Origin of the sequence: Micromonospora sp. NPDC093244 (assembly GCF_040683695.1) — a bacterium.
Taxonomy (GTDB): Bacteria; Actinomycetota; Actinomycetes; order Mycobacteriales; family Micromonosporaceae; genus Micromonospora.
Map to the genome: position 1 here is coordinate 31,946 of NZ_JBFBEO010000001.1, position 22,660 is coordinate 54,605.

Genomic DNA, 22,660 nt, shown 5'->3' on the forward strand with positions numbered 1-22,660 from the left:
TGCCCCCTTCGTGGATCTGCCGGCCCCGCGAACCTCACCGTCCGTGGCGGCGACATCACGATCCTCCATTCTGGCGTCGCGGCGATGTGTGACGCAGAGAAATGCACGAAGAGGTATGGATCAGAGAACGCAGGGTAGGTGAAGTGTCGGCGGCCGCGGCGACGCGGTCGACATCCCCCAGCACACCGCGACGACTTTCCGAGCGGAAGGGAAATCATGACCTACGATCTGTCACCTACGACTTCCACCTATGGGCAGCAGTCGACGAACGGCGGCGGCGTCCGCGAGCAGGCCCGCCAGGTCGGCTCGGAGGCGGCCCAGGCGGGTGGCGCGGTCGCGCAGACCGCCAAGGAGCAGGGCACCGAGGTTGGCCGCGAGGCCGCCCGTCAGGCCCGCAACCTGTACGGCGAGGCGCGTACCCAGCTCACCAGCCAGGCCGGTGACCAGCAGCGCCGCGCCGCGACCGGGCTGCGGTCGATCGCCGACGAGATGCGCTCGATGGCCGAGCAGGGTGGCCAGGCCGGCCCGGTGAGCGAGCTGGCCCGCCAGGCCGCCGACCGGGTGCACGGTGTGGCCGGCTGGCTGGACGAGCGCCAGCCCGGCGACCTGATCACCGAGGTACGCGACTACGCGCGACGCAACCCGGGCACCTTCCTGGTCGGCGCGGCAGTGCTCGGTGTGCTCGCCGGACGGCTGACCCGCAGCATCTCCGCCGCCGGTGACGACTCCGGCAGCGTCTCCCCGAGCTACCGCGGCGCCGGCGCGTACGACCCGGAGCAGACCGCGGTGATCCCGACCCAGCCCGCGCAGGACACCGTCCCGCAGGGCGGCTACCTCGACCCGACCCCCGGCACGTACACCGAGCCGACCTCCGGCGGCTACGCCGACCCGGCCCCCGGTGGCTACGCCGACCCGGCCCCCGGTGGCTACACCGACCCGGTCCAGGGTGAGCACACCGGCACCGGGCAGCCGCTCCCGCCGGTGAACCAGACCGACCCGCTGCCGGGCGTGCCGTCCAGCGGCACCACCCGCCCGTGAACCGCCGAGCCATCCCACGGGAGGTGACCGCATGACCATGCCGACGCAGGGGTCCGGCCTAAACTCCGGATACCACACCGACCCGGGTGCCCCGCACACCGCGGCGGAGGTGAAGGGCAGCTCGCTCGGTGACCTGATGCGTCAGGTCACCACCGACCTGTCGACGCTCATGCGCCAGGAGGTCGAGCTCGCCAAGGCCGAGATCCGTCAGGAGGGCAAGAAGGCGGGCAAGGCCGCCGGGCTCTTCGGCGGCGCCGGTTTCGGCGGCTACATGGTGGCGCTGTTCGTCTCCATCGCCGTGTGGCAGTTCCTGGACAACGTGATGGACTCCGGCCTGGCGGCGCTGATCGTGGCCGTCGTCTGGGCCGCGGTCGCCGCTGTCCTCTACTCCAAGGCCAAGAAGAACGCCCAGCACGTACGCGGCCTCAAGCAGACGAACGACAGCGTGCAGCGGATCCCCGACGCGCTCAAGCCACACCCGGAGGGAGTCGCCCGATGAGCACCGATCCCGATCAGATCCGCCGCGAGATCGAAGCCACCCGTAACAGCCTCAGCTCCGATGTGGACGCCCTGGCGTACAAGGTCAGCCCGAGCCGCATCGTCGACGACCGGAAGCAGCGGGCCCGTTCCGCGCTGCAGAATGTGAGGGACAAGGTCATGGGAACCGCGTCTGACCTCGGCCACGGCACCGGCCACGCCGCCCACTCGGTGGGCGACCGCGCCTCGTCGGCGGCCTCCAGCGTCAGCGACGCCGCGCACTCGGCGGCCTCCACCGTCAGCGACGCCGCCCACAGCGCGCCGCGGGTGATCCGGCAGAAGTCGCAGGGCAACCCCCTCGCCGCCGGCCTGATCGCGTTCGGGGTGGGCTGGTTGGCCTCCTCGCTGATCCCGGCCTCGCAGCGCGAGCAGCAGGCCGCCGCGCAGGTCAAGGAGAAGGTCGGCGAGCACAGCGGCGTGGTGAAGGAGAAGCTGAGCGAGGTGGCGAGCGAGCTCAAGGACGAGCTGCGCGAGCCGGCCCAGAACGCCGCCCAGTCGGTGAAGTCCACCGCGCAGGACGCCGTGCACGCCGTCAAGGACGACACGAAGTCCGCCGCGCACGACGTCCGGGACACCGCTCAGTCCCGTCCCTGAACGACGCCCCACCGCCGACAGCTCGCGGCCACCGACCCCGGTGCCCGCGAGCTGTCGCGTGTGTGGGTCGAGCCGCGCGGCTACCGGGGACGGCGCGCGGCGGGGCGGGCGGCGCGGCGGATCCGCGTGCCGCCGTACCGGACGCCGCCGAACAGGAGGCGCCTGCCGACGGCCAGCCAACTGCAGACGCCCCGTTCCACGAGCCAGAGCGGGGCGGCCAGGGACGTGCTCGGCGGGAAGACGGTGCCGCCGCCGGCCCGGCGTCGGCCGACCTCGGCGACGGCGACGACCGAGGCAGCCATGCCCAGCAGCGGTCCGGCACGGCGGGCCGCGACCACCGCCGCCAGCGCCGGTAGGACCGCGAGCGCGGTGACCAGGCGTGCCGGCTGGGCCAGATCGTCGTACGCCTGGCGGACCCGCTGACCCCGAAAGTGCGCAGCCTGCGGCGGCAGCCGGCGGACGTACAACCAGGCGGGTGACGCCTCGACCCCGCCGTACGCGTGCACGGTGCGGATCAGCTCCAGATTCTCGAAGAGCACGTCCGGGTCGTACCCGCCCATGCCGAGGAAGGTGCTGCGGCGGACCGCCAGGGTCCCCGGGTAGTCGTTGCCGAGCGCCCGGTTGAGCAGCGTCCGGCCGGTGTCCCACCAGGCGTGCCAGGGGAGCGGGTCGAAGTAGTTCTGCGGCCGGACCAGGTCGACCCGGTCCAGCAGCCGGTGCACGGCGCGTAGCGCGTCCTCGTCGTACCTGACGTCGTCGTCGGCGATCACCACGTGTTCGTGGCCCGCGGCCCGTACCCCGGTGAGCACCCCGAGGACCTTGCCGTTGGCTCCGCGCTCGGCGGGGTCGGGCGGGAGGTGCCGGACCAGGCCGCGCCACGCGTCGGTGTGCCGGGCGAAGAGGTCCGCGGGTGAGCCGTCGACCACGAGCACCTCGACGCGTCCGGCCAACCAGCGCAGGTGATCGGTCAGCTCGGCGAGGCCCGCGTCGGTGTGCCAGCGCAGCGGCAGGACGTACGACATCGCAAGGGCGACCGGCGGGGAGCCGGCGCGGCGGTCCCCGGCTCGCGGTGCGTCACCGCTGGCCTGAACGGACATGGACGCCTCCCGGCAGGTGGTGGTGTGCGGCCGACGGCTGGGCCGCCCGCAGCAGGTGCCCGTCAGTGGGTGGTTGAAACCGCCATGCCGTTTCGACGGCCCGAGCAGGGGTAGCGCTGCCCGTACGGCCGTCGAACCCGAAGGAGAGACGACATGACCAACAACTCGACGAGGTGGGCGCTGCTCGGGGTCACCACAGTGACGGCTGTCGGTGTCGGGCGGGCGGTGGCCCGCCGCCGGCACCGCCGCCAGCCCGACCGGCAGGACGGCTGGTACGTGGTGCGCCGCGCGGTGACCGTCGACCGTCCCCGGGACGCGGTGCGGGCTTTCTGGACCGACCGGCAGCCCGCCGAGACCGGGTTGCCAGCTGCGGTCACCGCCGACGGACCGGGTTCGCTGACCTGGCGGAGCGTGGACGGGCCGACGACGCAGGAGGGTCGGATCGAGCTGGCAGACGCCCCGCAGGGCCGGGGCACCGAGATCCGGGCCGAACTGCGCTACCGCTCTGGTCCGCTGCGCCGGATGGCCGGCCTCGTCAAGGGGGACGAGCCGGACCTCGCGCTGCGGGACGCGCTGCGCCGCGCGAAGGCGCTGATCGAGTGTGGTCAGGTGGTGGACACCCGGCACGATCCGTCCGGTCGGAGCCCCGCGCAGGAGAAGGCGACGGACAAGGCGAGGGAGAAGCTGATGACGGGAGGCCGGGCGTGAGGGCGCTGTGCTGGGAAGGCGTCGGCAAGCTGGCGGTCCGGGACGTGCCGGAGCCGAAGATCCGCGCCGAGGGGGACATCATCGTCCGGGTGCGGGCCAGCAGTGTCTGCGGCTCCGACCTGCACCTGATCAACGGGTACCTGCCGGCGATGCGGGAGGGCGACATCCTCGGGCACGAGTTCATGGGCGAGGTGGTGGAGGTCGGTCCGGGCGTACGCCGGCACCGGGTGGGCGACCGGGTGGTGGTCGGGTCGGTGGTGGCCTGCGGTGGCTGCTGGTACTGCAGGACCGAGCAGTACTCGCTCTGCGACAACTCCAACCCGCAGCCGGTGTTCACCGAGAAACTGTGGGGGCACTCGCCGGCCGGCATCCTGGGGTACTCGCACGCGGCGGGCGGCTACGCCGGCTCGCACGCCGAGTACATCCGGGTGCCGTTCGGTGACGTCGGCGCGTTCGCGGTGCCCGACGGGGTGCCGGACGACTCGGTGGTGTTCGCCTCCGACGCGATGCCCACCGGGTGGATGGCCGCGGACTTCTGCGGGCTCACCGGCGGCGAGGTCGTCGCCGTCTGGGGCGCCGGTGGAGTCGGTCAGATGGCGGCCCGGTCGGCGCAGCTCCTCGGCGCCGAACGGGTCATCATGATCGACCGCTTCCCGGACCGGCTGGCGACGGCCGCCGACCGGGTCGGCGTAGAGACGATCAACTACGCGGAGACGGACGTGTTGGAGGCGCTGCGGGAGATGACCGGTGGACGCGGACCCGACGCGTGCATCGAGGCCGTCGGCATGGAGTCGCACGATGTCGGGCCGACCTACGCGTACGACCGGGTGAAGCAGTCCGCGCGGTTGCAGACCGACCGGCCGACCTCGGTCCGTCAGGCGATCATGGCCTGCCGCAAGGGCGGCACGGTGAGCATCGTCGGCGTGTACGCCGGCCTGGTCGACAAGTTCCCCCTCGGCGCGGCCATGAACAAGGCCCTGGTGTTGCGGATGGGGCAGATGCACGCGCAGCGCTACATCCCGATGCTGCTCGACCGGCTCGCCGCCGGCGAGATCGACCCGGGTTACCTGGCCACCCACCCGCTCTCGCTGGAGCAGGGCGCGCGGGGCTACGAGATGTTCGAGAAGAAGCAGGACGGCTGCCTGCGCAGCGTCCTGCACCCGTGACCCGCTGACGGCACCCCGTCCCACCGCCGCGCGTGGTGGGACGGGGGTCAGGCGCGACAGATGTTGGTGAGGGTCAGGTCGAGCGGCGGCAGCGCGGGCATCCGGCGCAGGTCCAGGGTCAGGTCCTGGACGGGTACGTCGTACCTCATGCTGGTGGTCAGGTTGGTGACCGCGCGCTTCATCAGGTCGATGGTGATCCATTCACCGGCGCAGCGGTGCCCGGCCCAGTGGTCGCCGCCGCCCTGCGGGATCAGGTCGAACGCGTCGCCGCGCCGGCGCGCGAACCGCTCCGGCCGGAACAGCTCGGGTTGGGGCCAGAGCGTCGGGTGGTGGTTGGTGCCGTAGAGGTCGAGCAACACCCGCCGTCCCCGGGGGAAGTGGTGGCCCTGCCAGTCGAAGGAGCGCCGCACCCTTGCCGCCGCCATCGGGAAGAACGGGTAGTAGCGGCGTACCTCCTGGACGAAGTGCTCGGTCGCCTCGTCGTCGTCGCGGACCAGCTGCCGCCAGGCGGGGTGGTCGTGCAGGGCGAGCGCGGCGAAGGCGATGTACTGGTCGACGGCGACCACCGGCCGCAGCACGTTCAATAGTTCCACAGCCGCGATCCGGCGGGGGAGCAGCGTCCCCCGCGCGTCCCGGTGCTCGGCGATCACCGCCAGGGCGCTGCCGGCCGGCGCCGGGCGGAGGCCGAGGCGGGTCCGTTCGATGATGCCGCCGATCCACCGTTCGGCGCGGCGGCGGGCGAGCAGCCCCCGCCAGTGCCGGGGTCCGACCACTGCCGGCGCCTCGATCATGGCGTGCAGGTCGACGGCGCGGCGATCGACCTGGGACGTCGGCAGGGGCACCCCGGCCCAGGCGCACACCACGCGGGTCAGCAGCCGGCCCAGCTCGTCGTAGAGCGTCACCGGCCCGGCGACCTCCCATGCCGGGATCCGGGCCCGCCACTCCTCGTCGAAGAGGTGGCCGAGCTGCCGGATCGCGGTCGGCGTCATGATCGACATGAACATGGCCTTGCGGTCGGCGTGCTCCGACCCGTCCAGCCCCTGCACGCCGCCCCGGCCGGTGAGGGTCCGCTGCAGCCGCAACGGCATCGCGCCCTGCCGCTGGAAGCGCTCGTTGTCGTAGAACAGCATCGCCGCCGGCCGGCCACGGAGGCAGATGGTCGGCGCGAGCAGGATCCGGGTCTGGAAGATGTCGCTGCCGTACCTGTCGCAGCGCTCGCCGATGAACCGGTAGCCGGCGCGGAGCAGCGCGAGGGTGCTGTCCGGGGCGCGGTCGGCCGGCATGGTCGCCATCGGGCCTCCTCGGGTGCGGGTGGCGGCCGTCGCCGCCGCCCGGCTGCGTCTACCCGCGTGGCCGCCGCTGAATCCCCGCGTCGACAGCGCACCCGCTGGCCCCTCCCAGGGGCGGCGGAACCTGGTTGGCTAGCTGGTGGAGCCGCCGTCGGCGGGATCGCCGGTCACCCGGCGGCTCCGGCTGGCCGACGGCCACGACCACGGGGAGGACGAGATGCGCGACAACAGGTCGCCGTACTGGCGGCAGCGGCGGGCGGTCGGTGCGCTGGGCGTGGGCCGGGACGCACGGGCACTGATCGGGCCGCCCGGCCGGCCGACCCGGCCACGCCGCTTCTTCACTGTGCACCTGGGCTTCACCGCGCCCGACCCGGCGGACGCCCGCGAGCTGGCAGTGGGGTACGCGGAGGCGCTGAGCCTGCTCCGCCCGGAGGTGGCGCTCGGCGCGGCGGCCCTGTCACCTGCCGACGCGTGGCACCGGGCCGAACGGCTGTTCTGCGGTGCGGTCGGCCCGGACGGGGAGCGCTGCGTCGACGTGGCCGACCACCCCGGCTTCCACCACGCCCCGGGTCCGGGGGGCCTCGGCTGGGGCGACGGCGATGCCTGACGGGCGGTCGCGGGTGGCGGCTGTCCCGCGCCACCCGCGACAGTGGAGCCGTCAGTCCAGATCGAACTCGCCGTCCTGCGCGCCGGCGACGAACGCGTCCCACTCGGCCTGGGTGAAGACCAGCACCGGGCCCTCCGGCTCGGAGGAGTTGCGCATGCCGATCAGGTCATCGACGAACGCGACCTCCACCGCGCTGTCGGAGGTGTCCCCCTCGGCCCGCTGCCAGACCGCCCGTGAGAGGTCGAAGTCGCCCTTGGGGTGCTGCGCCATGGTTCTTTCCTCCAGTGCCGAGGGTCGTGTGGTGACCGGGTGCCGATCCCCATCGGGCAGGATAAGCGGATGCCCAGCCTGACCCGTGTAGAGGCGACCGCGCGTGGCGCGGCGATTACCGTCGAGTCCTATCAGGTGGACCTCGACCTGACCGGCGACGGGGACACCTTCCGTTCCCGGGTCGAGGTCCGGTTCCGGGCGACCCCCGGCACCGCGACCTTCGCCGAGGTCAGGCCCGCCCAACTGCTGGCGGTACGCCTCAACGACCGCGACGTCGACCCCGGCGCGCTCACCGACAACCGGCTGCCACTCGATGACCTGGAGTCGACGAACACGCTGTTCGTCGAGGCCGAGATGGCGTATTCGAACACCGGGGAGGGGATGCACCGCTTCGTCGACCCGGCCGACGGCGAGACCTACCTGTACGCCGTGACGTTCCTCGACAACGTGCAGCGGATCTTCGCCGCGTTCGACCAGCCCGACCTCAAGGCGTCGTTCGTCCTCACGGTCACCGCCCCGCCGGGGTGGACGGTCTCCGGCAACGCCGAGGTGTCCGCCAACCCGGCCCCCGGGCGCTGGGAGTTCGCCCCGACCGTCCCGCTGTCGACCTATCTCTTCTCGCTGATCGCCGGCCCGTACCACGTACGGCGGGCCGAGCACGACGGCGTGCCGCTCGCCCTCTACTGCCGACAGTCGCTCGCCGAGCACCTGGACGCCGACGCCGACGAGATCCTCACCATCACCAGGCAGTGCCTGGACCGGTTCCACCAGCTCTTCTCCGAGCGCTACCCGTTCGGCAAGTACGAGCAGGCGTTCGTGCCCGAGTTCAACCTCGGCGCCATGGAGCACCCGGGCATCGTGGCGTTCCGCGACGACTACGTGTTCCGGTCGGCTGTCACCGACACCCAGCGGGAGATGCGGGCCACCACGATCGCCCACGAGATGGCGCACATGTGGTTCGGCAACCTGGTCACCATGCGCTGGTGGGACGACCTGTGGCTCAACGAGTCCTTCGCGGAGTACCTGGGCGTACGGGTCGCCGCCGAGGCGACCCGCTTCGAGGGGACGTGGACGACGTTCGCCATGCGCCGCAAGGCCTGGGGGTACGCGGCCGACCAGCGCCCCTCCACCCACCCCGTGGCGCCGCAGGAGGTGGCCGACGCCGCCGAGGGCCTGCTCAACGTCGACGGCATCTCGTACGCCAAGGGTGCCAGCGTGCTGCGGCAGCTGGTGGCGTGGCTCGGCGACGAGGCGTTCCTCGCCGGCCTGAACGCGCACTTCGCCGCGCACCGCTTCGGCAACGCCGCCCTCGCCGACCTGCTGACCAGCCTCTCCGCGGGCCCTGCGGTCGCGAGCGAAGGAGGCTCTGCGGCCGGTGGTCGGGACCTGTCCGGTTGGGCCGAGCTGTGGTTGCGCCGCTCGCAGGTCAACACGCTGCGTGCCGAGGTGACAGTCGACGCCGATGGCCGCTACACCGAGGTGGCAGTGGTGCAGACCGCCCCCGAGTCGTACCCGGTGCTGCGTCCGCACCGGATCGGCGTGGGCCGGTACGCGGCGGACGGCACGGTGCGACGCCACGAGGTGGATCTGGACCCGGCCGTCGACGGCGGTCGCACGGTGCTCGGTGAGCTGGCCGGTGAGCCGGCGGCCCGGCTGCTGCTGCTCAACGACGGCGACCTCACCTTCGCCAAGGTGCGCCTCGACCCGGCGTCGGCGGACGCCGTCCCGCTGGTGCTGCCCGGTCTGGCCGACTCCCTCACCCGGGCGGTGCTCTGGAGCGAGGCGCTCGACGCGGCGACCGACGGGGAGCGGCCGGTCACCGGCCTGGTCGACCTGATGGTCGCGGCGCTGCCGGCCGAGAAAGAGGTGATCATCGCGGAGGACGTGCTGGGCCTCAGCCGGTCGCTCGTCGACCGCTACCTCGACCCGCTGACCCGGTCGGCGGCGCTCGCCCGGATCGCCGGTGCGTGTCAGCGCCTGCTCGACGGGGCGCCGGCGGGGGAGTCGTTGCAGTTGGCCGCCGCGCGGGGCTGGATCGCCGCGACCACCGACACGGATCTGCTCGTCGGGTGGCTCGCCGGCCGGGACGTGCCGGCCGGGTTGACTGTCGACGCGGAGCTGCGCTGGGCGGTGCTGCGGCGACTGGTGGTGCTGGGCGCGGCCGGCGCGGCGGAGATCGCCGCCGAGGCCGAGGCCGACGTCAGCTCGACGGGCGCGGAACGGGCCGCCAGGTGCCGGGCCGCCCTGCCCGACCCGGCCGCGAAGCAGGCGGCGTGGGACATCATCGTGCACGACACCGAGCTGTCGAACCGGTTGTTGGAGGCGACCGCGGAGGGGTTCTGGCAGCCCGAGCAGGCCGAGGTGACAGCCGCGTACGTCGAGCGGTACTTCACCGACATGCCGGCTGCCGCGGCTCGGCGTACCGCGTGGACTGCCGACCGGGTGGCGGCGCTGGCGTTCCCCCGTTACGCAGTGGCGCAGCCGACCCGGGAGGCGGCCGCGGCGCTGCTGGCCCGCGACGACCTGACCCCGGGCCTGCGGCGGGTGGTCGTCGACGCCGACGATGATCTGCGGCGCGCGCTCGTCGCCCGGACGGCGGTGGCCGCCACTGCGGCCTGACACGCCGGGTGGGCGCGGGGTGGCTGGACGGCCACCCCGCGCCCCGTCTCAGCGCAGCGCTGGCTCCGCCGTCACCGGGGCGTCCCAGTCGATGACGTGGCGCTGCTCGTCGGCGACTGTCTTCTCCGGGTTCATGGCCGTGCGCACGAGCAGCGGCATCAGCAGTGGCATCAGCGTCCGGGCGACCGGCCCGGGCGCCTTGGCGTGGTTGATCCGGGCCGCCCGGGCGGCGACCTTCTCGACCCGGGCGCGACGCAGCCGCACGTACGCGGCGAACGCCGACTCCACATCGGGCAGGTCACGCAGGCAGCGGGCGAGCTGCACGCCGCTCTCGATGGCCAGCGACGCGCCCTGCCCGGAGCTGTTCGAGGGCGCGTGCACCGCGTCGCCGACCAGCACCATCCGCCCCCGGTGCCAGTGCGGTACCGGCGGCATGATCTGCAACGAGCCGACCACCTGGAGGTCGTCGGCACTGCTTGTCGCCATCAATCGCCGGCCCGGATCGTCGTCGCCGTAGCTGGTGCGCAGCGTGTCCAGCCACTGTTCGGCAGGTACGGCCCGGGCCTCGACGAGGCTCATCGGCCGCTGCTGGGGCAGGTTGGCCCCCCACCGGGTGCCGCCGCCGGGCTCGGGCCAGTACAGGTAGTAGCCGCGTCGCCCGAACGCGAACGTCATGGTGCCCGGCTCGACGTCCACCTCGTGCCTGGCGACCGCCTCGAAGCTGAGCAGGCCGGTGAACCGGGGGCCGGGCGCGGACGGGTCGATGAGACCACGGACGGTGGAGCGGATGCCGTCCGCGCCGACGAGGATGTCGGCGGAGGCGGTGCTGCCGTCCTCGAAACGGGCGGTCACCCCGCTGTCGGTCTGCTCGGCGCCGACCAGCCGCCTGCCGTACGCGAAGGAGACGCCCTCGGCGCTCGCGCGGTCGTGCAGGACGCGGTGCAGCTCGGCCCGGTGCACCACCCGCAGCGGCGGCACTCCGGCAAGCGTGGGCAGTGCGATGCGCCGACGCCCGACGGCCATGGCGCTGTGGTGGATGGGGGTGGCGATCGCCGTCACCGCCTCCTGCGCGCCGACCGCGCGCAGGGCCGCCACGCCGTTCGGCGCGAGCGCGAGGGTGCCGCCGATGCCGCCGGTGGTGGCCGGGTACGCCTCGTGGACGGTGGCGGCGATGCCGGCGCGGGTCAGCGCCAGCGCGGTCACCGGCCCGGCGATGCCGCCGCCGATGACGATCGCGGTTCGTACCGTGGTCATGCTCTCTCCCTGGGTGTCGTGGTCCGCGCGGGGCGCGCGGACGTGACCTGGGAGGGAGCCCGGTTATCCTCGTGGTTGCCGCTTCGGGCCGGGCACCTTCCCAGGTGTCGGTTCGGGGTAAGGGCTCCGGCGGGGTGTTGGCGCACCCCGCCGGAGCCGTCCGTCAGTCGGTGGTGTCGGGGCTGCCGGTCCTCTCGGAAAGCTCGGTCAGTTCGGCGGGCATCGCGCCTGTCTCGTGGAAGGCCCGCCAGGTGTCCAGCCCCGGGTAGCTGCCCGAGGTCAGCTCCGCGAGCAGCGCGCGCAGCCAGGTGGCCTCCGCGTCGCGCATGGCGAGGTCGTACTCCGACTCGACCAGGAACAGCCGCGGGATGTCCCGCAGGTGCGCGTCGAGCGTTTCGCGGTCCTGGCGGATCGCGTCCTGCAGGCGGTCGAGCCGCTGCCGCAGCAGGTCGGTGGCGTCGTCGGGGTGCAGGGCGGCGAGGACGGACAGGCCGGCCCGGAAGCGGGGATGCTCGGGCATCGGTGTGGAGACCAGCTCGCGGGCCCAGTCGATCAGCTCCGCCCGCCCCGCGTCGGTGATGCGGTAGACGGTGCGTTCCGGACGTCGGCCCTCACGGACGCTCTCCACGGCCTCGATCATGCGGTGTTTGTCCATGTTGCGGATGACCGTGTAGAAGGACCCCCACTTGAAATCCATGTCCTGGTCCTTGCCCCAGGAGCGCAGCGCGGTGGCGATCTCGTAGGGGTGCATCGGCCGCTGGACCAGGGCGGACAGCACGGCCAGCGCCAGCAGGTTGCCGACCTTGCGCCGCTTCCCCATGACCCGCCTCCTTTACTCGTTCACGAGTATATGCCTACGAGTATCAGTGCGGCGACCCCGCACGTCCGGGCCGAGCGCCCGGCCTACGATCACTGGGTGGAGGAAGATATCCGGCGGATCGGCATCATGGGCGGCACCTTCGACCCGATCCACCACGGGCACCTCGTCGCGGCCAGTGAGGTGGCCGACCGGTTCGGCCTGGACGAGGTGGTCTTCGTCCCCACCGGGCAGCCGTGGCAGAAGGCCGACGAACCGGTCAGCCCCGCCGAGGACCGGTACCTGATGACCGTCATCGCGACCGCCTCCAACCCCCGCTTCCAGGTCAGCCGGGTCGACATCGATCGCAGCGGCCCCACCTACACGGTCGACACCCTGCGCGACCTCCAGGCCGAGTACGGCCCCAAGGTGCAGCTGTTCTTCATCACCGGCGCGGACGCGCTGCAACGCATCCTGTCGTGGAAGGACCTGGACGAGATCTTCGAGCTGGCCCACTTCATCGGGGTGACCCGGCCCGGCTTCCCGCTGACCGACAAGCACCTGCCGGCGGACACGGTCAGCCTGATCCAGGTCCCGGCGATGTCCATCTCGTCGACCGACTGCCGCGCCCGCGTCGCCCGGGGTGAGCCGGTCTGGTACCTGGTGCCCGACGGTGTGGTGCAGTACATCGCCAAGCGGCGCCTCTATCAGCAGTGATCGCGCCCGGTATGGGATGGATCGTGCCCCGGACCGACCGGAACTGACAGGTCGAGGCGTCGCCGGGTATGAGACGCTTGGAGCATCGCACGGTTGATCGAAGGAGAACGGTGACAGTTTCCGAACGCGCTCACGAGCTGGCAATCGCAGCCGCCCAGGCCGCCGCCGACAAGAAGGCGCAGGACATCGCGATCATCGACGTCGGCGACCAGCTCGCCATCACCGACGCGTTCGTGCTCGCCGCCGCCCCCAACGAGCGTCAGGTGCTGGCCATCGTCGACGCGATCGAGGAGCGCCTGCTGGAGCTGCCGGAGAAGGCCAAGCCGATCCGGCGCGAGGGCGAGCGTGGTGGCCGCTGGGTGCTGCTCGACTACGTCGACATCGTGGTGCACGTCCAGCACACCGAGGAGCGCGAGTTCTACGCGCTCGACCGGCTCTGGAAGGACTGCCCCACCATCCCGTTCGTCGACCGCGACCTGGTCGAGGCGGACGCCGGCGGGCCCGCCGCAGCCGAATGACCCGACTGATCGTCTGGCGGCACGGCAACACCGACTGGAACGCCGCCAACCGCGTCCAGGGGCAGACCGACGTACCCCTCAACGAGCTGGGCCGCGACCAGGCCCGCGCCGCCGCGCCGCTGCTCGCGGCGCTGCGGCCCGACGCCATCGTGTCCAGCGACCTGGGCCGCGCCGCGGAGACCGCAGCCGCGCTCGTCGCGCTGACCGGGCTACCGGTCCGCACCGACGCCCGGCTGCGCGAGCGGCACTTCGGCCAGTGGCAGGGTCTGCACCTCACCGAGGTCGCCGAACGCTTCCCCGAGGAGTACGCCCGCTGGCGGGCCGGCGACCCCGATCCGGGCGCGGACCTGGAGCCCCTGCACGACCTGGGCGAACGGGTCGGCACCGCACTGCGGGAGGCGGCCGACGCGGCGCCGGGCGGCACCGTGGTGATCGCCACCCACGGCGGCGCCAGCCGGCAGGGCATCGGTCACCTGCTCGGTTGGGACACCGGCGTGCTGCGCACCATCGGTTCCCTGGCCAACTGCCACTGGAGCGAGCTGCGGCACGACGACCGCGCGCCCGCTGTCGGCCGTGCGCACGACGTCAGCGGCTGGCAGTTGCGGGCGCACAATGTCGGCCTGGTCACCGCCCCGGTGGTCGTCGACGCGATCTGAACGCTGCCGCCTCGGCGTTCGACGCCCCGATCGGCTAGCGTGCCGGGCATGCCCGTCGCGGTTGTCATCGACTCCACCGCCTACCTTCCACCCGAGCTGGTGCAGGCGCACCGGCTGACAATCGTCCCGTTGACGGTCGTGCTCAACGGCGCGGAGGGGCTGGAGGGGGTGGAGACCCAACCGGCCGACGCCACACTGGCGTTGAGCGCCCGGCGGGTCACCGCCACCACCTCCCGGCCGGCACCCGAGCAGTTCGCCCGCACGTACCGCCGGCTGCTCGACGAGGGCGCCGACGGCGTCGTCTCGGTGCACATCTCCGCCGCGCTGTCCGGCACGGTCGAGGCCGCGCGGCTCGCCGCCGCCGACTTCGACGGCCGCGTCGAGGTCGTCGACAGTCGCTCCACAGGCATGGGCCTCGGCTTCCCGGCCATCGCGGCAGCCACCGCCGCCGAGGCCGGCGAGGACCTGACCGGGGTACGCGACGCCGCGCTCGCCGCCGTCGCCCGGACCACCGTCTGGTTCTACGTCGACACGCTGGAGTTCCTCCGTCGGGGTGGCCGGATCAACGCTGCCGAGGCGCTGCTCGGCACCGCACTGTCGGTCAAGCCGATCATGCACATGCCGGACGGGGCGATCGTGCTGCGGGAGAAGGTCCGTACCGCCAGTCGGGGCGTGGCCCGGCTCGTCGACCTGGCCGTCGAGGCGGCCGGCGACGACGACGTCGACCTCGGCGTGCACCACCTCGCCGCGCCGCAACGGGCCGAGGCGCTGCTCGCCGCGCTGACCGAGCGGTTCGGTGACCGGCTGCACGACACGTACGTCTCCGAGGCCGGCGCGGTGGTCGCCGCGCACGCCGGTCCGGGGCTGGCCTCGGTGGTCGTCCACCGCCGTCCGGTCGGCTGAGCCGGTGTCGACGTCCTGTGTGGTCACCGGGGGCGGCCGTGGCGTCGGCCGGGCCGTGGTGCGACGACTCGTGGCGACCGGCACGACGGTCGTCGTCGTGGAACGGGACGCCGACGCCGTCGACTGGCTGGCCGGGCATCCCGCCGCCGACCGGCTCATCCCGGTGGTCGGCGACGCCTGTGCCGAGCGGGTCGCCGAGCACGCCGCCGACCTGGCCGAACGTGCCGCGCCGCTCACCGGCTGGGTCAACAACGCGGCGGTGTTCCGCGACGCCGCGCTGCACTCCGCGCCGGCCGACACGGTCCTGGACCTGATCGGGCTGAACCTGCGCCCCGCCGTGGTCGGCGCCGCCGTCGCCGTGCGCCGCTTCCTCGCCGCCGGCACCGGCGGCGCGATAGTGAACGTCTCGTCGCACCAGGCCCGCCGGCCCGTGTCCGGCGCCCTGCCGTACGCCACCGCGAAGGCAGCCGTGGAGGGGCTGACCCGCGCGCTGGCCGTCGACTACGGGCGGCACGGCATCCGCGCCAACGCCGTCGCGCTCGGCTCGATCGCCACCGAGCGGCACGCCGAGTTCCTCGCCGCCCAGGAACCGTCCCAGGCCGAGTGGATCGACGCCGAACTCAACCGGCTGCACCCGGTGGGCCGCATCGGGCGGGCCGAGGAGGTGGCCGAGGCGGTCGTGTACCTGCTGTCACCCGCCGCGAGCTTCGTCAACGGGGCGACGTTGCCGGTGGACGGCGGACGGGCCGTGCTCGGTCTCGACCCGGAGGCCCGCTGAGATCATCAGGCGACCGTGCCTGTAGCAGATCGAAGCATGATCAGGGCGTTGTCCACAGTGGTGCCGGTTGTCCACAGGAACGGATCGCCGCGCCCCGCTGGACCGTCCGCCGCCCCTAGCGTCGGGCCGTGTCGCATGACGAGGAGACAGAGGTACGCCAGCGGCTGCGCCGGCTGACGGCCCCACCTGTCGGCGGGCCGTCCCTCCGGGCAGAGGTGCCGACCGCTGGCGTACCCCTGGCTGGCGCGTCGTCTGCCGAGCCGGACGCGGGCGTGGCGTCGGCCGGCCTGGTGGCCGGTCCCGCGTCGCGATTGTCCGGGCCTGGGGCGTTCGATCCGGGTCGGCGCGGGGTGCGGGCGCTGGCGGTCGTCGCCGTGGTGGTGGTGCTGGCCGCGGCCGGATGGGCCTGGCGTTCCCGGCCGCACGCCGAGCCGGTCGCCCCGCTGACCGGCGCGGTCACGTCGGCCGCCGAGGTGGATGCCCCGGGCGCGGCCGGAGCGGTTGACCCCGGCGGGTCCGGCGCGGCCGAGGTGGTAGTGGCGGTCGCCGGCAAGGTCCGCAGGCCCGGGCTGGTGCGGTTGCCGGCCGGGTCACGGCTCGCCGACGCGGTCCAGGCGGCCGGTGGCGCCCTGCCCGGCGTCGACGTGGCGCTGCTCAATCCCGCCCGCAAGGTCACCGACGGCGAGTTGATAGTCGTCGGCGTGACGCCACCGCCGATGCCGGCCGGCGCGGCAGGCCCGGCGGCGGGCGGGGCACCATCCGCGGCCGGGCCGCTGAACCTCAACACCGCCACCCTCGCCCAGCTCGACGCGCTGCCCGGCGTCGGGCCGGTGCTCGCCCAGCGCATCCTCACCCACCGCGACCAGCACGGCGGCTTCAAGGCCGTCGGCGACCTGCGCCAGGTCGACGGGATCGGGGACGCCCGCTACGAGCAGTTGAAGGACCTGGTGACGGTGTGAGCGGCCCGCCCGTGACGCCACCTGCCACCGAGGCCGAGCCCGTGCCACCGGACCTGCGGCTGGCCGGGCTGGCGGTCGGTGCGTGGCTCACCGCGCTCACCGGGCTGCACCTCGGCACCCGTCCACTCGTGGTGGCCACCGGGGCGGCAGCTGCCGTGACGGCAGCGGGCGCCCTGCACCTGCTCGGCCGCTGCGGCCGACCCCGGGCCGTCGCCCGCCGGTACGGCTGGATCGTCGTCGCGGTCGGTCTCGGCGTGGTCTGCGCCGGGGCGGCCACCGCGGCCCGGCTCGCCGTGCGGGACGCGCCGCCGATCCGTGCCCTGGCCGAGCAGCGCGCTCCGGTCAGCGCCGAGTTGGTGGTCCGGGACGATCCGCGTCCGATCCGGAGCGCCGGTCGGCCGGGCATGCTGCTGGTGTCGACGGAACTGGTCCGGCTCACCGATCCGGCCGGCCGACGGATCCGTGCGCCGGTGCGGCTGCTCGTCCTGGCCACCGACCCGGCCTGGCGAGGGCTGCTCCCCGGGCAGCGCCTCACCGCCGACGGGCGCCTCGGCGTTCCGCGCGGCGGTGACCTCACCGGGGCGGTGCTCAGCACCAACGGCCCGCCCACACGCCACGGGGCGCCGTCCTTCGCGCAACGCGCCGCCGGGACGCTCCGCGCCGGCCTGCAACGGGCCTGCGCGCCGCTGCCCGACGACCCGGGCGGTCTGCTGCCCGGGCTGGTCGTGGGGGACACCAGCCGGCTGCCGCCCGCCGTCGAGGAGGACTTCCAGGCCACCGGCATGACGCACCTCAATGCCGTCTCGGGAAGCAACGTGGCGATTGTCGTAGGGGCAGTGCTGCTGCTGGCCCGGTGGACGCGCGCCGGCCCGTGGCTCGCGGTCGGGCTCTGCGGGGTGGCGCTTGTCGGCTTCGTCATCCTGGTCCGCCCGTCGCCGAGTGTCGTGCGGGCGGCCACGATGGGGGCGATCGGGCTCGCCGCGTTGGCCGCCGGTCGTCCCCGGGCCGCGCCGCCCGCGTTGGCCGCCGCGGTCACCGTGCTGGTGCTTGTCGACCCGGAGCTGGGCGGCGATGCCGGGTTCGCGCTGTCCGTACTGGCCACCGGGGGCCTGCTGCTGCTGGCGCCGCGCTGGCGTGACGGGCTGCGCCGGCGCGGCGTTCCGCCTGGTGTGGCCGAGGCGCTCGCCGTGCCGGCGGCCGCGCAACTGGCCTGCGGGCCGGTCGTCGCGGGCATCTCCGGCACGGTCAGTCTGGTGGCCGTCCCGGCGAACCTGCTGGCGGTGCCGGCCATCGCGCCGGCGACCATCCTCGGCGTGGTCGCGGCGACGGTGTCGCCGCTGTGGCCGGCCGGCGCCGAGTTCGCCGCGTGGCTGGCGAGCTGGCCGGCCTGGTGGCTGGTCGTCATCGCCCGGCACGGATCCCGGCTGCCGGGTGGCACCCTGCCCTGGCCGGGCGGGGCGTCGGGAGCCCTGCTGCTGGCCGCGCTGACAGTCGCGCTGCTGGTCGCGGTGCGCCGGCCCCTGGTACGGCGACTGGTGGCGGTGATCGGTGTCGCCGGGGTGCTGGGTGCCCTTCCGGTTCGGCTGGTGGCTGCCGGCTGGCCGCCGCCGGGGTGGGTGGTGGTGGCCTGCGCGGTGGGGCAGGGCGACGCTCTGGTGCTGTCCGTCGCGCCCGGTCGGGCGGTGGTGGTGGACGCCGGGCCGGAGCCGGTGGTGGTGGACGCCTGCCTGCGCCGACTCGGCGTACGGGAGGTGCCGCTCCTGGTGGTCAGCCACTTCCACGTCGACCACGTGGGTGGGGTGGCCGGGGTGTTCCGGGGACGGCGGGTGGGAGCTGTGCTGGCTCCCCAGTCGACGGACCCGGAGAGCGGTAGTGAGCTGGTCCGGGCGGCGGCTGCCGGTGGGCGGGCCGCGCTGCTGACCACCGTGGCCGGCACCCGCCATCCGGTCGGCGCTGTCGACCTGCTGGTGCTCGGCCCGCCGTACCCGCTCTCCGGCACCAGATCCGACCCGAACAACAACTCGCTGATGCTGCGCGCCACGGTGGCCGGGGTGCGGATCCTGCTGCCCGGTGACGCGGAGACCGAGGAGCAGCACGCGGTGCTGGCCCGGGTCGGCCCCGGGCAGCTGCGGGCGGACGTGTTGAAGGTCGCCCACCACGGTTCGGCGTACCAGGATCCGGGGTTTCTGGACGCCGTGCGGCCCGCCGTCGCGCTGGTGCCGGTCGGGGCCGGCAACACGTACGGGCATCCGAACGCCGGGCTGCTGGCCCGGCTGGGCAGGGGTGGCGCACGGGTGCTGCGGACCGACACCGACGGCGACCTGGCGGTGCTCCGCACCGGATCCGGCCTGGGGGTGGTCCGCCGAGGGGTGCCGGCGGGGCGGCGGCCATGAGCAGGCCGGGGGACTGTGCTGTGGAAATTGCACGGGTGAGCCGGAAAAGGCAGCCGTATTGCCAATTAGATGGTGAATTACGGTGAATGTCTGGATTTGCACTGTGTGCGGGCTGCGCCGACTGGGCGCCGGATGAGCAGGCACGATCCCGCCGTGGGCCGTGCGAATATGGGCGGCGTGACCCCCGCCGACCTCGCCCCCATTCTGCTCGTCCTCGGCGACGAGGAACTGCTCGCCACGCGCGCGGTCACCGAAGCTGTCGCGAAGGTTCGCGCTGTCGACCCCGACGTGGACGTCCGCGAGTACCAGGCCAGCGCGCTCACCGTCGGCGAGATCGCCGAGATGCTCAGCCCGTCGCTGTTCGGCGGGCGGCGGCTGCTGATCCTGCGCTCCGGCCAGGACGCCCGCAAGGACCTGGTCACCGCCCTGGTGTCGTACGCGAAGAACCCCGACCCGGACGTCCAACTGCTGGTGCTGCACCTGGGCGGCGCCAAGGGCAAGGCGTTCGCCGACGGGCTGCGCGCGGCCGGCGCGACTGTCGTCCCGGCGGCCAAGCTCAAGGGGCACCGCGACCGGGTGGCCTTCGTCCGTGACGAGATCCGCCGGGCCGGCGGCAGGTGCACCGACGACGCCGCCGAGGCGCTCATCGCGGCCGTCGGCAACGACCTGCGCGAGCTGGCCGCCGCCTGCTCCCAACTGGTTGCGGACACCGATGGGCGGATCAGCGCCGAGACGGTCTCCCGCTACTACCGGGGTCGGGTCGAGGTGACCGGCTTCACGGTGGCGGACGCCACAATGGTCGGCGACGTGCCGGCCGCGTTGGAGGCGCTGCGCTGGGCCCTGCACGTCGGCGTGGACCCGGTGCCCATCGCCGACGCCCTTGCCGACGGGGTGCGGACGGTGGCGCGGGTGGCGTCGGCCGGGCGGGGCAACGCGTACCAGCTCGCCAGCAGTCTCGGGATGCCCGCCTGGAAGATCGAGCGCGCGCAGCGGCAGGGGCGCGGCTGGACGCCGGAGGGTCTCGTCCGGGCCATGCAGGTCGCCGCCGAGTGCAACGCGGCGGTCAAGGGCGGCTCCGACGACCGGGCGTACGCCCTGGAGCGTGCCGTCTTCTCGGTAGCGGCGGCCCGGCAGGGCAGCACCCGGTGACGGGGCCGAACCGCACGGCGTGGGCCACCATCCCCGCCGAGGAGGAACGGTACCGGCCGCTGTACGCGCGGCTCCTCGGCCTGCGGTTCGTCAACCCCGGGGGAGTGCTGTGCTTCCTCTTCTTCGAGGGCACCATCGCCCTGGCGGTGCTGCTCGCCCTCGCCGAGCTGGTCACCTGGTGGTCGGTGCTGGTGCTGCCCGCCGTGGTGGCGGTCATGGTCAAACTCAACGACATGGTGGCCGCGGTGGTGGTCCGGTCCGCCGCGCTCGTGCCCGAGCAGGAGCGTGACCGTTTCCGCAGGCAGATGGAGCCTGCGGTCGGGCGAGCCCAGGTGGAGTGGATCTCGCACAGTGTGACGGGCGTGGTCGTCACCGCCGACCCGGTGCCACCGGCCCGCCGTCCCGACCCGGCCGACTGAGCACTCGGCCCCCCGGCAGAGCCCGGCCACAGACACACGGAAGCCCCGGACCGAGGGTCCGGGGCTTTCCGAATCAGTCTGACGGCGAAGTCGTCAGGCGGAGAGCGCCACCACGCGCTTCGCGATCGCGGACTTGCGGTTCGCGGCCTGGTTGGCGTGGATCACGCCCTTGCTGACGGCCTTGTCCAGCTTGCGAGAGGCGTCCTGCATGAGCGCGGTGGCCTTCTCGACGTCACCGGCCTCGGCAGCCTCGTTGAACTTCCGGACGGCGGTCTTCAGCGACGACTTGACCGACTTGTTGCGCAGCCGGGCCTTCTCGTTCTGCCGGTTGCGCTTGATCTGGGACTTGATGTTCGCCACGCGACAGCCTCGTCTTGATAGCTCGGGTTGGTCAGCTTCTGCGCGAGATGACGAACATGCGTCATCGCTGCGCGAAGAGCCAGGTTACCAGGTCGCCCGGGACGAGCCAAAACGGCTCGGCCATCGCGCGGACGGACCCGGCCCGTCGGGACCAGCCTACGCCCCGGCCGGTGCGCACGCCGTCACCGCCATCCCTGCCGGCGGGCCAGCCAGTCGAGGGCCTGCTCGCCGCTCCAGCGCTGGTGCGCGGGCAGGTGCGGGGAGGCCGTCGGCGGTGCCGCCGCCGCGCCGGTGAGGTAGTAGCCGGCCAACGCGGCAAGCGTGGCGTCCACCGCGTCGGCGGGTGCGCCCGCGCACGCCTGGTGCCCGGCGAGGAGCGCGTCCGTGTCCAGCCCGCCGGCGTACGCGGTGAGCAGCAGCCCTGCCACATCCCACCAGGGCGGCCCGTGGCAAACCCAGGTCCAGTCACAGAACCAGGCCCGGCCGTCCGCGTCGACAAGCACGTTGTCGACCCGCAGGTCGCCGTGGATCAGCCCGGTCGCCTCGGCGGCGTACCCGGGGAGGCGGGCCTCCAGTGCCACCAGCTCGGGCAATCGTCCCCGTACCGGCTCGGGCAGCGGCGGCGACGGCTCCCGGCCGGCGGCTACCTCCTCCCACCAGAGGATGTCCGACCGCGCCAGGTCGGCCAGGTGCGGCAGGCCCAGCGCGGTCAGGTCGCCCGGCGGCTCGGCCAGGGCGGCGGCTACCTGCGTGTAGGCGGTGAGCGCGGCGTCCAGCTCGGCGGGCGCCCAGGGCAGCCGTGGGGTGTGACCGTCGACGGCGTCGGTGCAGAGCACGAACCAGCCGGCCTCGTGGAGGGTCCACCGGGGGCGGGGCGCCGGCAGGTCGGCCGGCAGCCGATCCAGGATCGCGGCCTCCCGGGCGTACGAGTCGACCAGGCGCGGTTGCTTGGCGACGGGTGCCGCCTTGACGAAGGCCCGGCCACCGTCGGCGGTGTCGAGCACGGCGGCGAAGCCGCGGGTGAAGCCCGCGCCCGCGACCCGCGCGGTGATCACCGGCGCGCCGAGCCGGTCCGCGATGGCGGCCCGAAGCGCCGCCGGCAACGCCTGCCACGACGGTCGCTGCGCGCTGGCGTGGTACGGCACCGGAGGCAGCGGGGTGGGAGACACCCCACCATGCTGCCCCGGGGTACGTGCGCGGCGCGCGGCGACACTGCCAGACTGCCAAGCCATGAGGACCGAGGACTTCTGGCAGCTGATCGACCAGGCCCGGGCCGGGGGCGGGGGAGAGCCCGGCCCGGTGGCCGCGCGGGCCGTCGCGCTGCTCGCCGAGCGCGACCCGGAGGACATCGTCGGGTACGCCCGGCACCAGACGCGGGTGCTGGCCGCGTCGCACAAGGCGGATCTGTGGGGCGCCGCGTACCTGATCAACGGAGGCGCCTCGGCGGACGGGTTCGAGTACTTCCGGGGCTGGCTGATGACCCAGGGGCGGGCCGTCTTCGCCCGCGCGGTAGCCGACCCGGACTCGCTCGCCGAGCTGCCCCAGGTGCGGGCCGCCTCGCTCAGCGGGGAGGAGTTCTCCGCCGAGCAGATGCTGGCGGTGCCCTGGGACGCGTACCGCAAGGCCACCGCGACGGAGCTGCCGGCGGACCGCGACCTGGTGCGGACCCCCGACCTCAACGACTTCTGGGACTTCGACGACGAGGAGCAGGCCCGCCGACGACTGCCCCGGCTGGCCGCGCTCTTCGTGGAGCCGCCGCCGGAGTGAGGGTTCCCCGGCCGATCCGTCGCCCGCGCAGCGGGCGTACCCCGGCGGCGTGGGAACATGGAGGGG

At 73.7% G+C, this 22,660-nt stretch carries 24 protein-coding genes; 17 read left to right on the plus strand and 7 right to left on the minus strand.

Features of this window, described 5'->3' with window-relative positions; all coding sequences use genetic code 11:
- The first annotated feature begins 216 nt into the window (after nt 1-216).
- Genes AB0N27_RS00155 through AB0N27_RS00165 form a run of 3 tightly spaced genes read left to right on the plus strand, consistent with a single transcriptional unit; the run spans nt 217 to nt 2,169 of the window.
- The gene (locus AB0N27_RS00155) at nt 217-1,038 is read left to right on the plus strand and encodes a hypothetical protein (protein WP_364362245.1); all 822 of its coding nucleotides are present in this window, start codon (nt 217-219) and stop codon (nt 1,036-1,038) included.
- 31 nt (nt 1,039-1,069) lie between these two features.
- Nucleotides 1,070-1,537 carry a phage holin family protein gene (locus tag AB0N27_RS00160; RefSeq protein WP_364362246.1) on the plus strand — a complete coding sequence of 156 codons (468 nt, stop codon included), beginning with the start codon at nt 1,070-1,072 and terminating at the stop codon, nt 1,535-1,537.
- A complete protein-coding gene (locus AB0N27_RS00165) occupies nt 1,534-2,169 on the plus strand; it encodes a DUF3618 domain-containing protein (protein ID WP_364362247.1) in 636 nt (211 codons plus the stop codon). Before AB0N27_RS00160 ends, AB0N27_RS00165 begins: the two co-directional genes overlap by 4 nt.
- A gap of 80 nt (nt 2,170-2,249) precedes the next feature.
- Here the strand turns inward: AB0N27_RS00165 and AB0N27_RS00170 are convergent, their stop codons facing one another.
- The gene (locus AB0N27_RS00170; RefSeq protein WP_364362248.1) at nt 2,250-3,266 is read right to left on the minus strand and encodes a glycosyltransferase; all 1,017 of its coding nucleotides are present in this window, start codon (nt 3,264-3,266) and stop codon (nt 2,250-2,252) included.
- A 153-nt stretch (nt 3,267-3,419) separates the two neighbouring features.
- Here AB0N27_RS00170 and AB0N27_RS00175 point away from each other — a divergent pair, with 153 nt between their 5' ends.
- The gene (locus AB0N27_RS00175) at nt 3,420-3,974 is read left to right on the plus strand and encodes a cyclase (protein ID WP_364362249.1); all 555 of its coding nucleotides are present in this window, start codon (nt 3,420-3,422) and stop codon (nt 3,972-3,974) included.
- Complete coding sequence (locus AB0N27_RS00180) at nt 3,971-5,140, plus strand: zinc-dependent alcohol dehydrogenase (protein ID WP_364362250.1); 1,170 nt, start codon at nt 3,971-3,973, stop codon at nt 5,138-5,140. Before AB0N27_RS00175 ends, AB0N27_RS00180 begins: the two co-directional genes overlap by 4 nt.
- Nucleotides 5,141-5,187: 47 nt before the next feature.
- Here the strand turns inward: AB0N27_RS00180 and AB0N27_RS00185 are convergent, their stop codons facing one another.
- Entirely contained in the window at nt 5,188-6,432 is a 1,245-nt protein-coding gene (locus AB0N27_RS00185) for a cytochrome P450 (protein ID WP_364362251.1), read from the minus strand.
- A gap of 214 nt (nt 6,433-6,646) precedes the next feature.
- Between AB0N27_RS00185 and AB0N27_RS00190 the strand changes: the two genes are divergently transcribed.
- Nucleotides 6,647-7,036 (plus strand): hypothetical protein, encoded by a 390-nt coding sequence (locus AB0N27_RS00190; protein ID WP_364362252.1) that lies wholly within the window; start codon nt 6,647-6,649, stop codon nt 7,034-7,036.
- A 51-nt stretch (nt 7,037-7,087) separates the two neighbouring features.
- Here AB0N27_RS00190 and AB0N27_RS00195 read toward each other — a convergent pair whose 3' ends face one another.
- Complete coding sequence (locus AB0N27_RS00195) at nt 7,088-7,306, minus strand: DUF397 domain-containing protein (RefSeq protein WP_151488717.1); 219 nt, start codon at nt 7,304-7,306, stop codon at nt 7,088-7,090.
- A gap of 69 nt (nt 7,307-7,375) precedes the next feature.
- Between AB0N27_RS00195 and pepN the strand changes: the two genes are divergently transcribed.
- A complete protein-coding gene (gene pepN / locus AB0N27_RS00200; protein ID WP_364362253.1) occupies nt 7,376-9,925 on the plus strand; it encodes an aminopeptidase N in 2,550 nt (849 codons plus the stop codon).
- 48 nt (nt 9,926-9,973) lie between these two features.
- Here the strand turns inward: pepN and AB0N27_RS00205 are convergent, their stop codons facing one another.
- Complete coding sequence (locus AB0N27_RS00205; protein ID WP_364362254.1) at nt 9,974-11,179, minus strand: FAD-dependent monooxygenase; 1,206 nt, start codon at nt 11,177-11,179, stop codon at nt 9,974-9,976.
- A 163-nt stretch (nt 11,180-11,342) separates the two neighbouring features.
- Nucleotides 11,343-11,999 carry a PadR family transcriptional regulator gene (locus tag AB0N27_RS00210; RefSeq protein ID WP_364362255.1) on the minus strand — a complete coding sequence of 219 codons (657 nt, stop codon included), beginning with the start codon at nt 11,997-11,999 and terminating at the stop codon, nt 11,343-11,345.
- 96 nt (nt 12,000-12,095) lie between these two features.
- Between AB0N27_RS00210 and nadD the strand changes: the two genes are divergently transcribed.
- From nadD to AB0N27_RS00255, 9 genes are all read left to right on the plus strand, one after another.
- Nucleotides 12,096-12,692: a nicotinate-nucleotide adenylyltransferase gene (gene nadD / locus AB0N27_RS00215; protein ID WP_364362256.1), complete on the plus strand. Its 597-nt coding sequence runs from the start codon at nt 12,096-12,098 to the stop codon at nt 12,690-12,692.
- A 110-nt stretch (nt 12,693-12,802) separates the two neighbouring features.
- Nucleotides 12,803-13,210 (plus strand): ribosome silencing factor, encoded by a 408-nt coding sequence (gene rsfS, locus AB0N27_RS00220; protein WP_354828445.1) that lies wholly within the window; start codon nt 12,803-12,805, stop codon nt 13,208-13,210.
- Nucleotides 13,207-13,866, plus strand: a complete 660-nt coding sequence (locus tag AB0N27_RS00225) for a histidine phosphatase family protein (RefSeq protein WP_364362257.1) — start codon at nt 13,207-13,209, stop codon at nt 13,864-13,866. Before rsfS ends, AB0N27_RS00225 begins: the two co-directional genes overlap by 4 nt.
- 48 nt (nt 13,867-13,914) lie before the next feature.
- A complete protein-coding gene (locus AB0N27_RS00230; RefSeq protein WP_364362258.1) occupies nt 13,915-14,769 on the plus strand; it encodes a DegV family protein in 855 nt (284 codons plus the stop codon).
- A gap of 4 nt (nt 14,770-14,773) precedes the next feature.
- On the plus strand, nt 14,774-15,547 hold the full coding sequence (locus AB0N27_RS00235; protein ID WP_364362259.1) for an SDR family oxidoreductase: 774 nt from the start codon (nt 14,774-14,776) through the stop codon (nt 15,545-15,547).
- Between the two features lie 128 nt (nt 15,548-15,675).
- Nucleotides 15,676-16,506 (plus strand): ComEA family DNA-binding protein, encoded by an 831-nt coding sequence (locus AB0N27_RS00240; protein ID WP_364362260.1) that lies wholly within the window; start codon nt 15,676-15,678, stop codon nt 16,504-16,506.
- Nucleotides 16,503-18,899, plus strand: a complete 2,397-nt coding sequence (locus tag AB0N27_RS00245; protein WP_364362261.1) for a ComEC/Rec2 family competence protein — start codon at nt 16,503-16,505, stop codon at nt 18,897-18,899. The genes AB0N27_RS00240 and AB0N27_RS00245 overlap by 4 nt, the downstream gene beginning before the upstream one ends.
- Before the next feature lie 168 nt (nt 18,900-19,067).
- Nucleotides 19,068-20,048, plus strand: coding sequence for a DNA polymerase III subunit delta (gene holA, locus AB0N27_RS00250; protein WP_364365900.1), 981 nt, complete (start codon nt 19,068-19,070; stop codon nt 20,046-20,048).
- Nucleotides 20,045-20,467: a hypothetical protein gene (locus AB0N27_RS00255; protein ID WP_364362262.1), complete on the plus strand. Its 423-nt coding sequence runs from the start codon at nt 20,045-20,047 to the stop codon at nt 20,465-20,467. Before holA ends, AB0N27_RS00255 begins: the two co-directional genes overlap by 4 nt.
- Nucleotides 20,468-20,560: 93 nt before the next feature.
- On the opposite strand, the gene rpsT is transcribed toward AB0N27_RS00255, so the two are convergent.
- Both rpsT and AB0N27_RS00265 read right to left on the minus strand, forming a co-directional pair.
- On the minus strand, nt 20,561-20,827 hold the full coding sequence (gene rpsT, locus AB0N27_RS00260) for a 30S ribosomal protein S20 (RefSeq protein ID WP_357989588.1): 267 nt from the start codon (nt 20,825-20,827) through the stop codon (nt 20,561-20,563).
- A 182-nt stretch (nt 20,828-21,009) separates the two neighbouring features.
- Nucleotides 21,010-21,996: a phosphotransferase gene (locus AB0N27_RS00265; protein WP_364362263.1), complete on the minus strand. Its 987-nt coding sequence runs from the start codon at nt 21,994-21,996 to the stop codon at nt 21,010-21,012.
- Between the two features lie 61 nt (nt 21,997-22,057).
- Here AB0N27_RS00265 and AB0N27_RS00270 point away from each other — a divergent pair, with 61 nt between their 5' ends.
- Nucleotides 22,058-22,594, plus strand: coding sequence for a DUF4240 domain-containing protein (locus tag AB0N27_RS00270; protein WP_364362264.1), 537 nt, complete (start codon nt 22,058-22,060; stop codon nt 22,592-22,594).
- The last annotated feature ends 66 nt before the right edge of the window (nt 22,595-22,660 follow it).

Excerpts from the sequence above, each read along its gene's own strand:
- AB0N27_RS00155 (WP_364362245.1), top strand. The coding sequence starts at position 217 with ATGACCTACGATCTGTCACCTACGACTTCCACCTATGGGCAGCAGTCG.
- AB0N27_RS00160 (WP_364362246.1), top strand. The coding sequence starts at position 1,070 with ATGACCATGCCGACGCAGGGGTCCGGCCTAAACTCCGGATACCACACC.
- AB0N27_RS00165 (WP_364362247.1), top strand. The coding sequence starts at position 1,534 with ATGAGCACCGATCCCGATCAGATCCGCCGCGAGATCGAAGCCACCCGT.
- AB0N27_RS00170 (WP_364362248.1), bottom strand. The coding sequence starts at position 3,266 with ATGTCCGTTCAGGCCAGCGGTGACGCACCGCGAGCCGGGGACCGCCGC.
- AB0N27_RS00175 (WP_364362249.1), top strand. The coding sequence starts at position 3,420 with ATGACCAACAACTCGACGAGGTGGGCGCTGCTCGGGGTCACCACAGTG.
- AB0N27_RS00185 (WP_364362251.1), bottom strand. The coding sequence starts at position 6,432 with ATGGCGACCATGCCGGCCGACCGCGCCCCGGACAGCACCCTCGCGCTG.
- AB0N27_RS00190 (WP_364362252.1), top strand. The coding sequence starts at position 6,647 with ATGCGCGACAACAGGTCGCCGTACTGGCGGCAGCGGCGGGCGGTCGGT.
- AB0N27_RS00195 (WP_151488717.1), bottom strand. The coding sequence starts at position 7,306 with ATGGCGCAGCACCCCAAGGGCGACTTCGACCTCTCACGGGCGGTCTGG.
- pepN (WP_364362253.1), top strand. The coding sequence starts at position 7,376 with ATGCCCAGCCTGACCCGTGTAGAGGCGACCGCGCGTGGCGCGGCGATT.
- AB0N27_RS00205 (WP_364362254.1), bottom strand. The coding sequence starts at position 11,179 with ATGACCACGGTACGAACCGCGATCGTCATCGGCGGCGGCATCGCCGGG.
- AB0N27_RS00210 (WP_364362255.1), bottom strand. The coding sequence starts at position 11,999 with ATGGGGAAGCGGCGCAAGGTCGGCAACCTGCTGGCGCTGGCCGTGCTG.
- AB0N27_RS00225 (WP_364362257.1), top strand. The coding sequence starts at position 13,207 with ATGACCCGACTGATCGTCTGGCGGCACGGCAACACCGACTGGAACGCC.
- AB0N27_RS00230 (WP_364362258.1), top strand. The coding sequence starts at position 13,915 with ATGCCCGTCGCGGTTGTCATCGACTCCACCGCCTACCTTCCACCCGAG.
- holA (WP_364365900.1), top strand. The coding sequence starts at position 19,068 with ATGGGCGGCGTGACCCCCGCCGACCTCGCCCCCATTCTGCTCGTCCTC.
- AB0N27_RS00270 (WP_364362264.1), top strand. The coding sequence starts at position 22,058 with ATGAGGACCGAGGACTTCTGGCAGCTGATCGACCAGGCCCGGGCCGGG.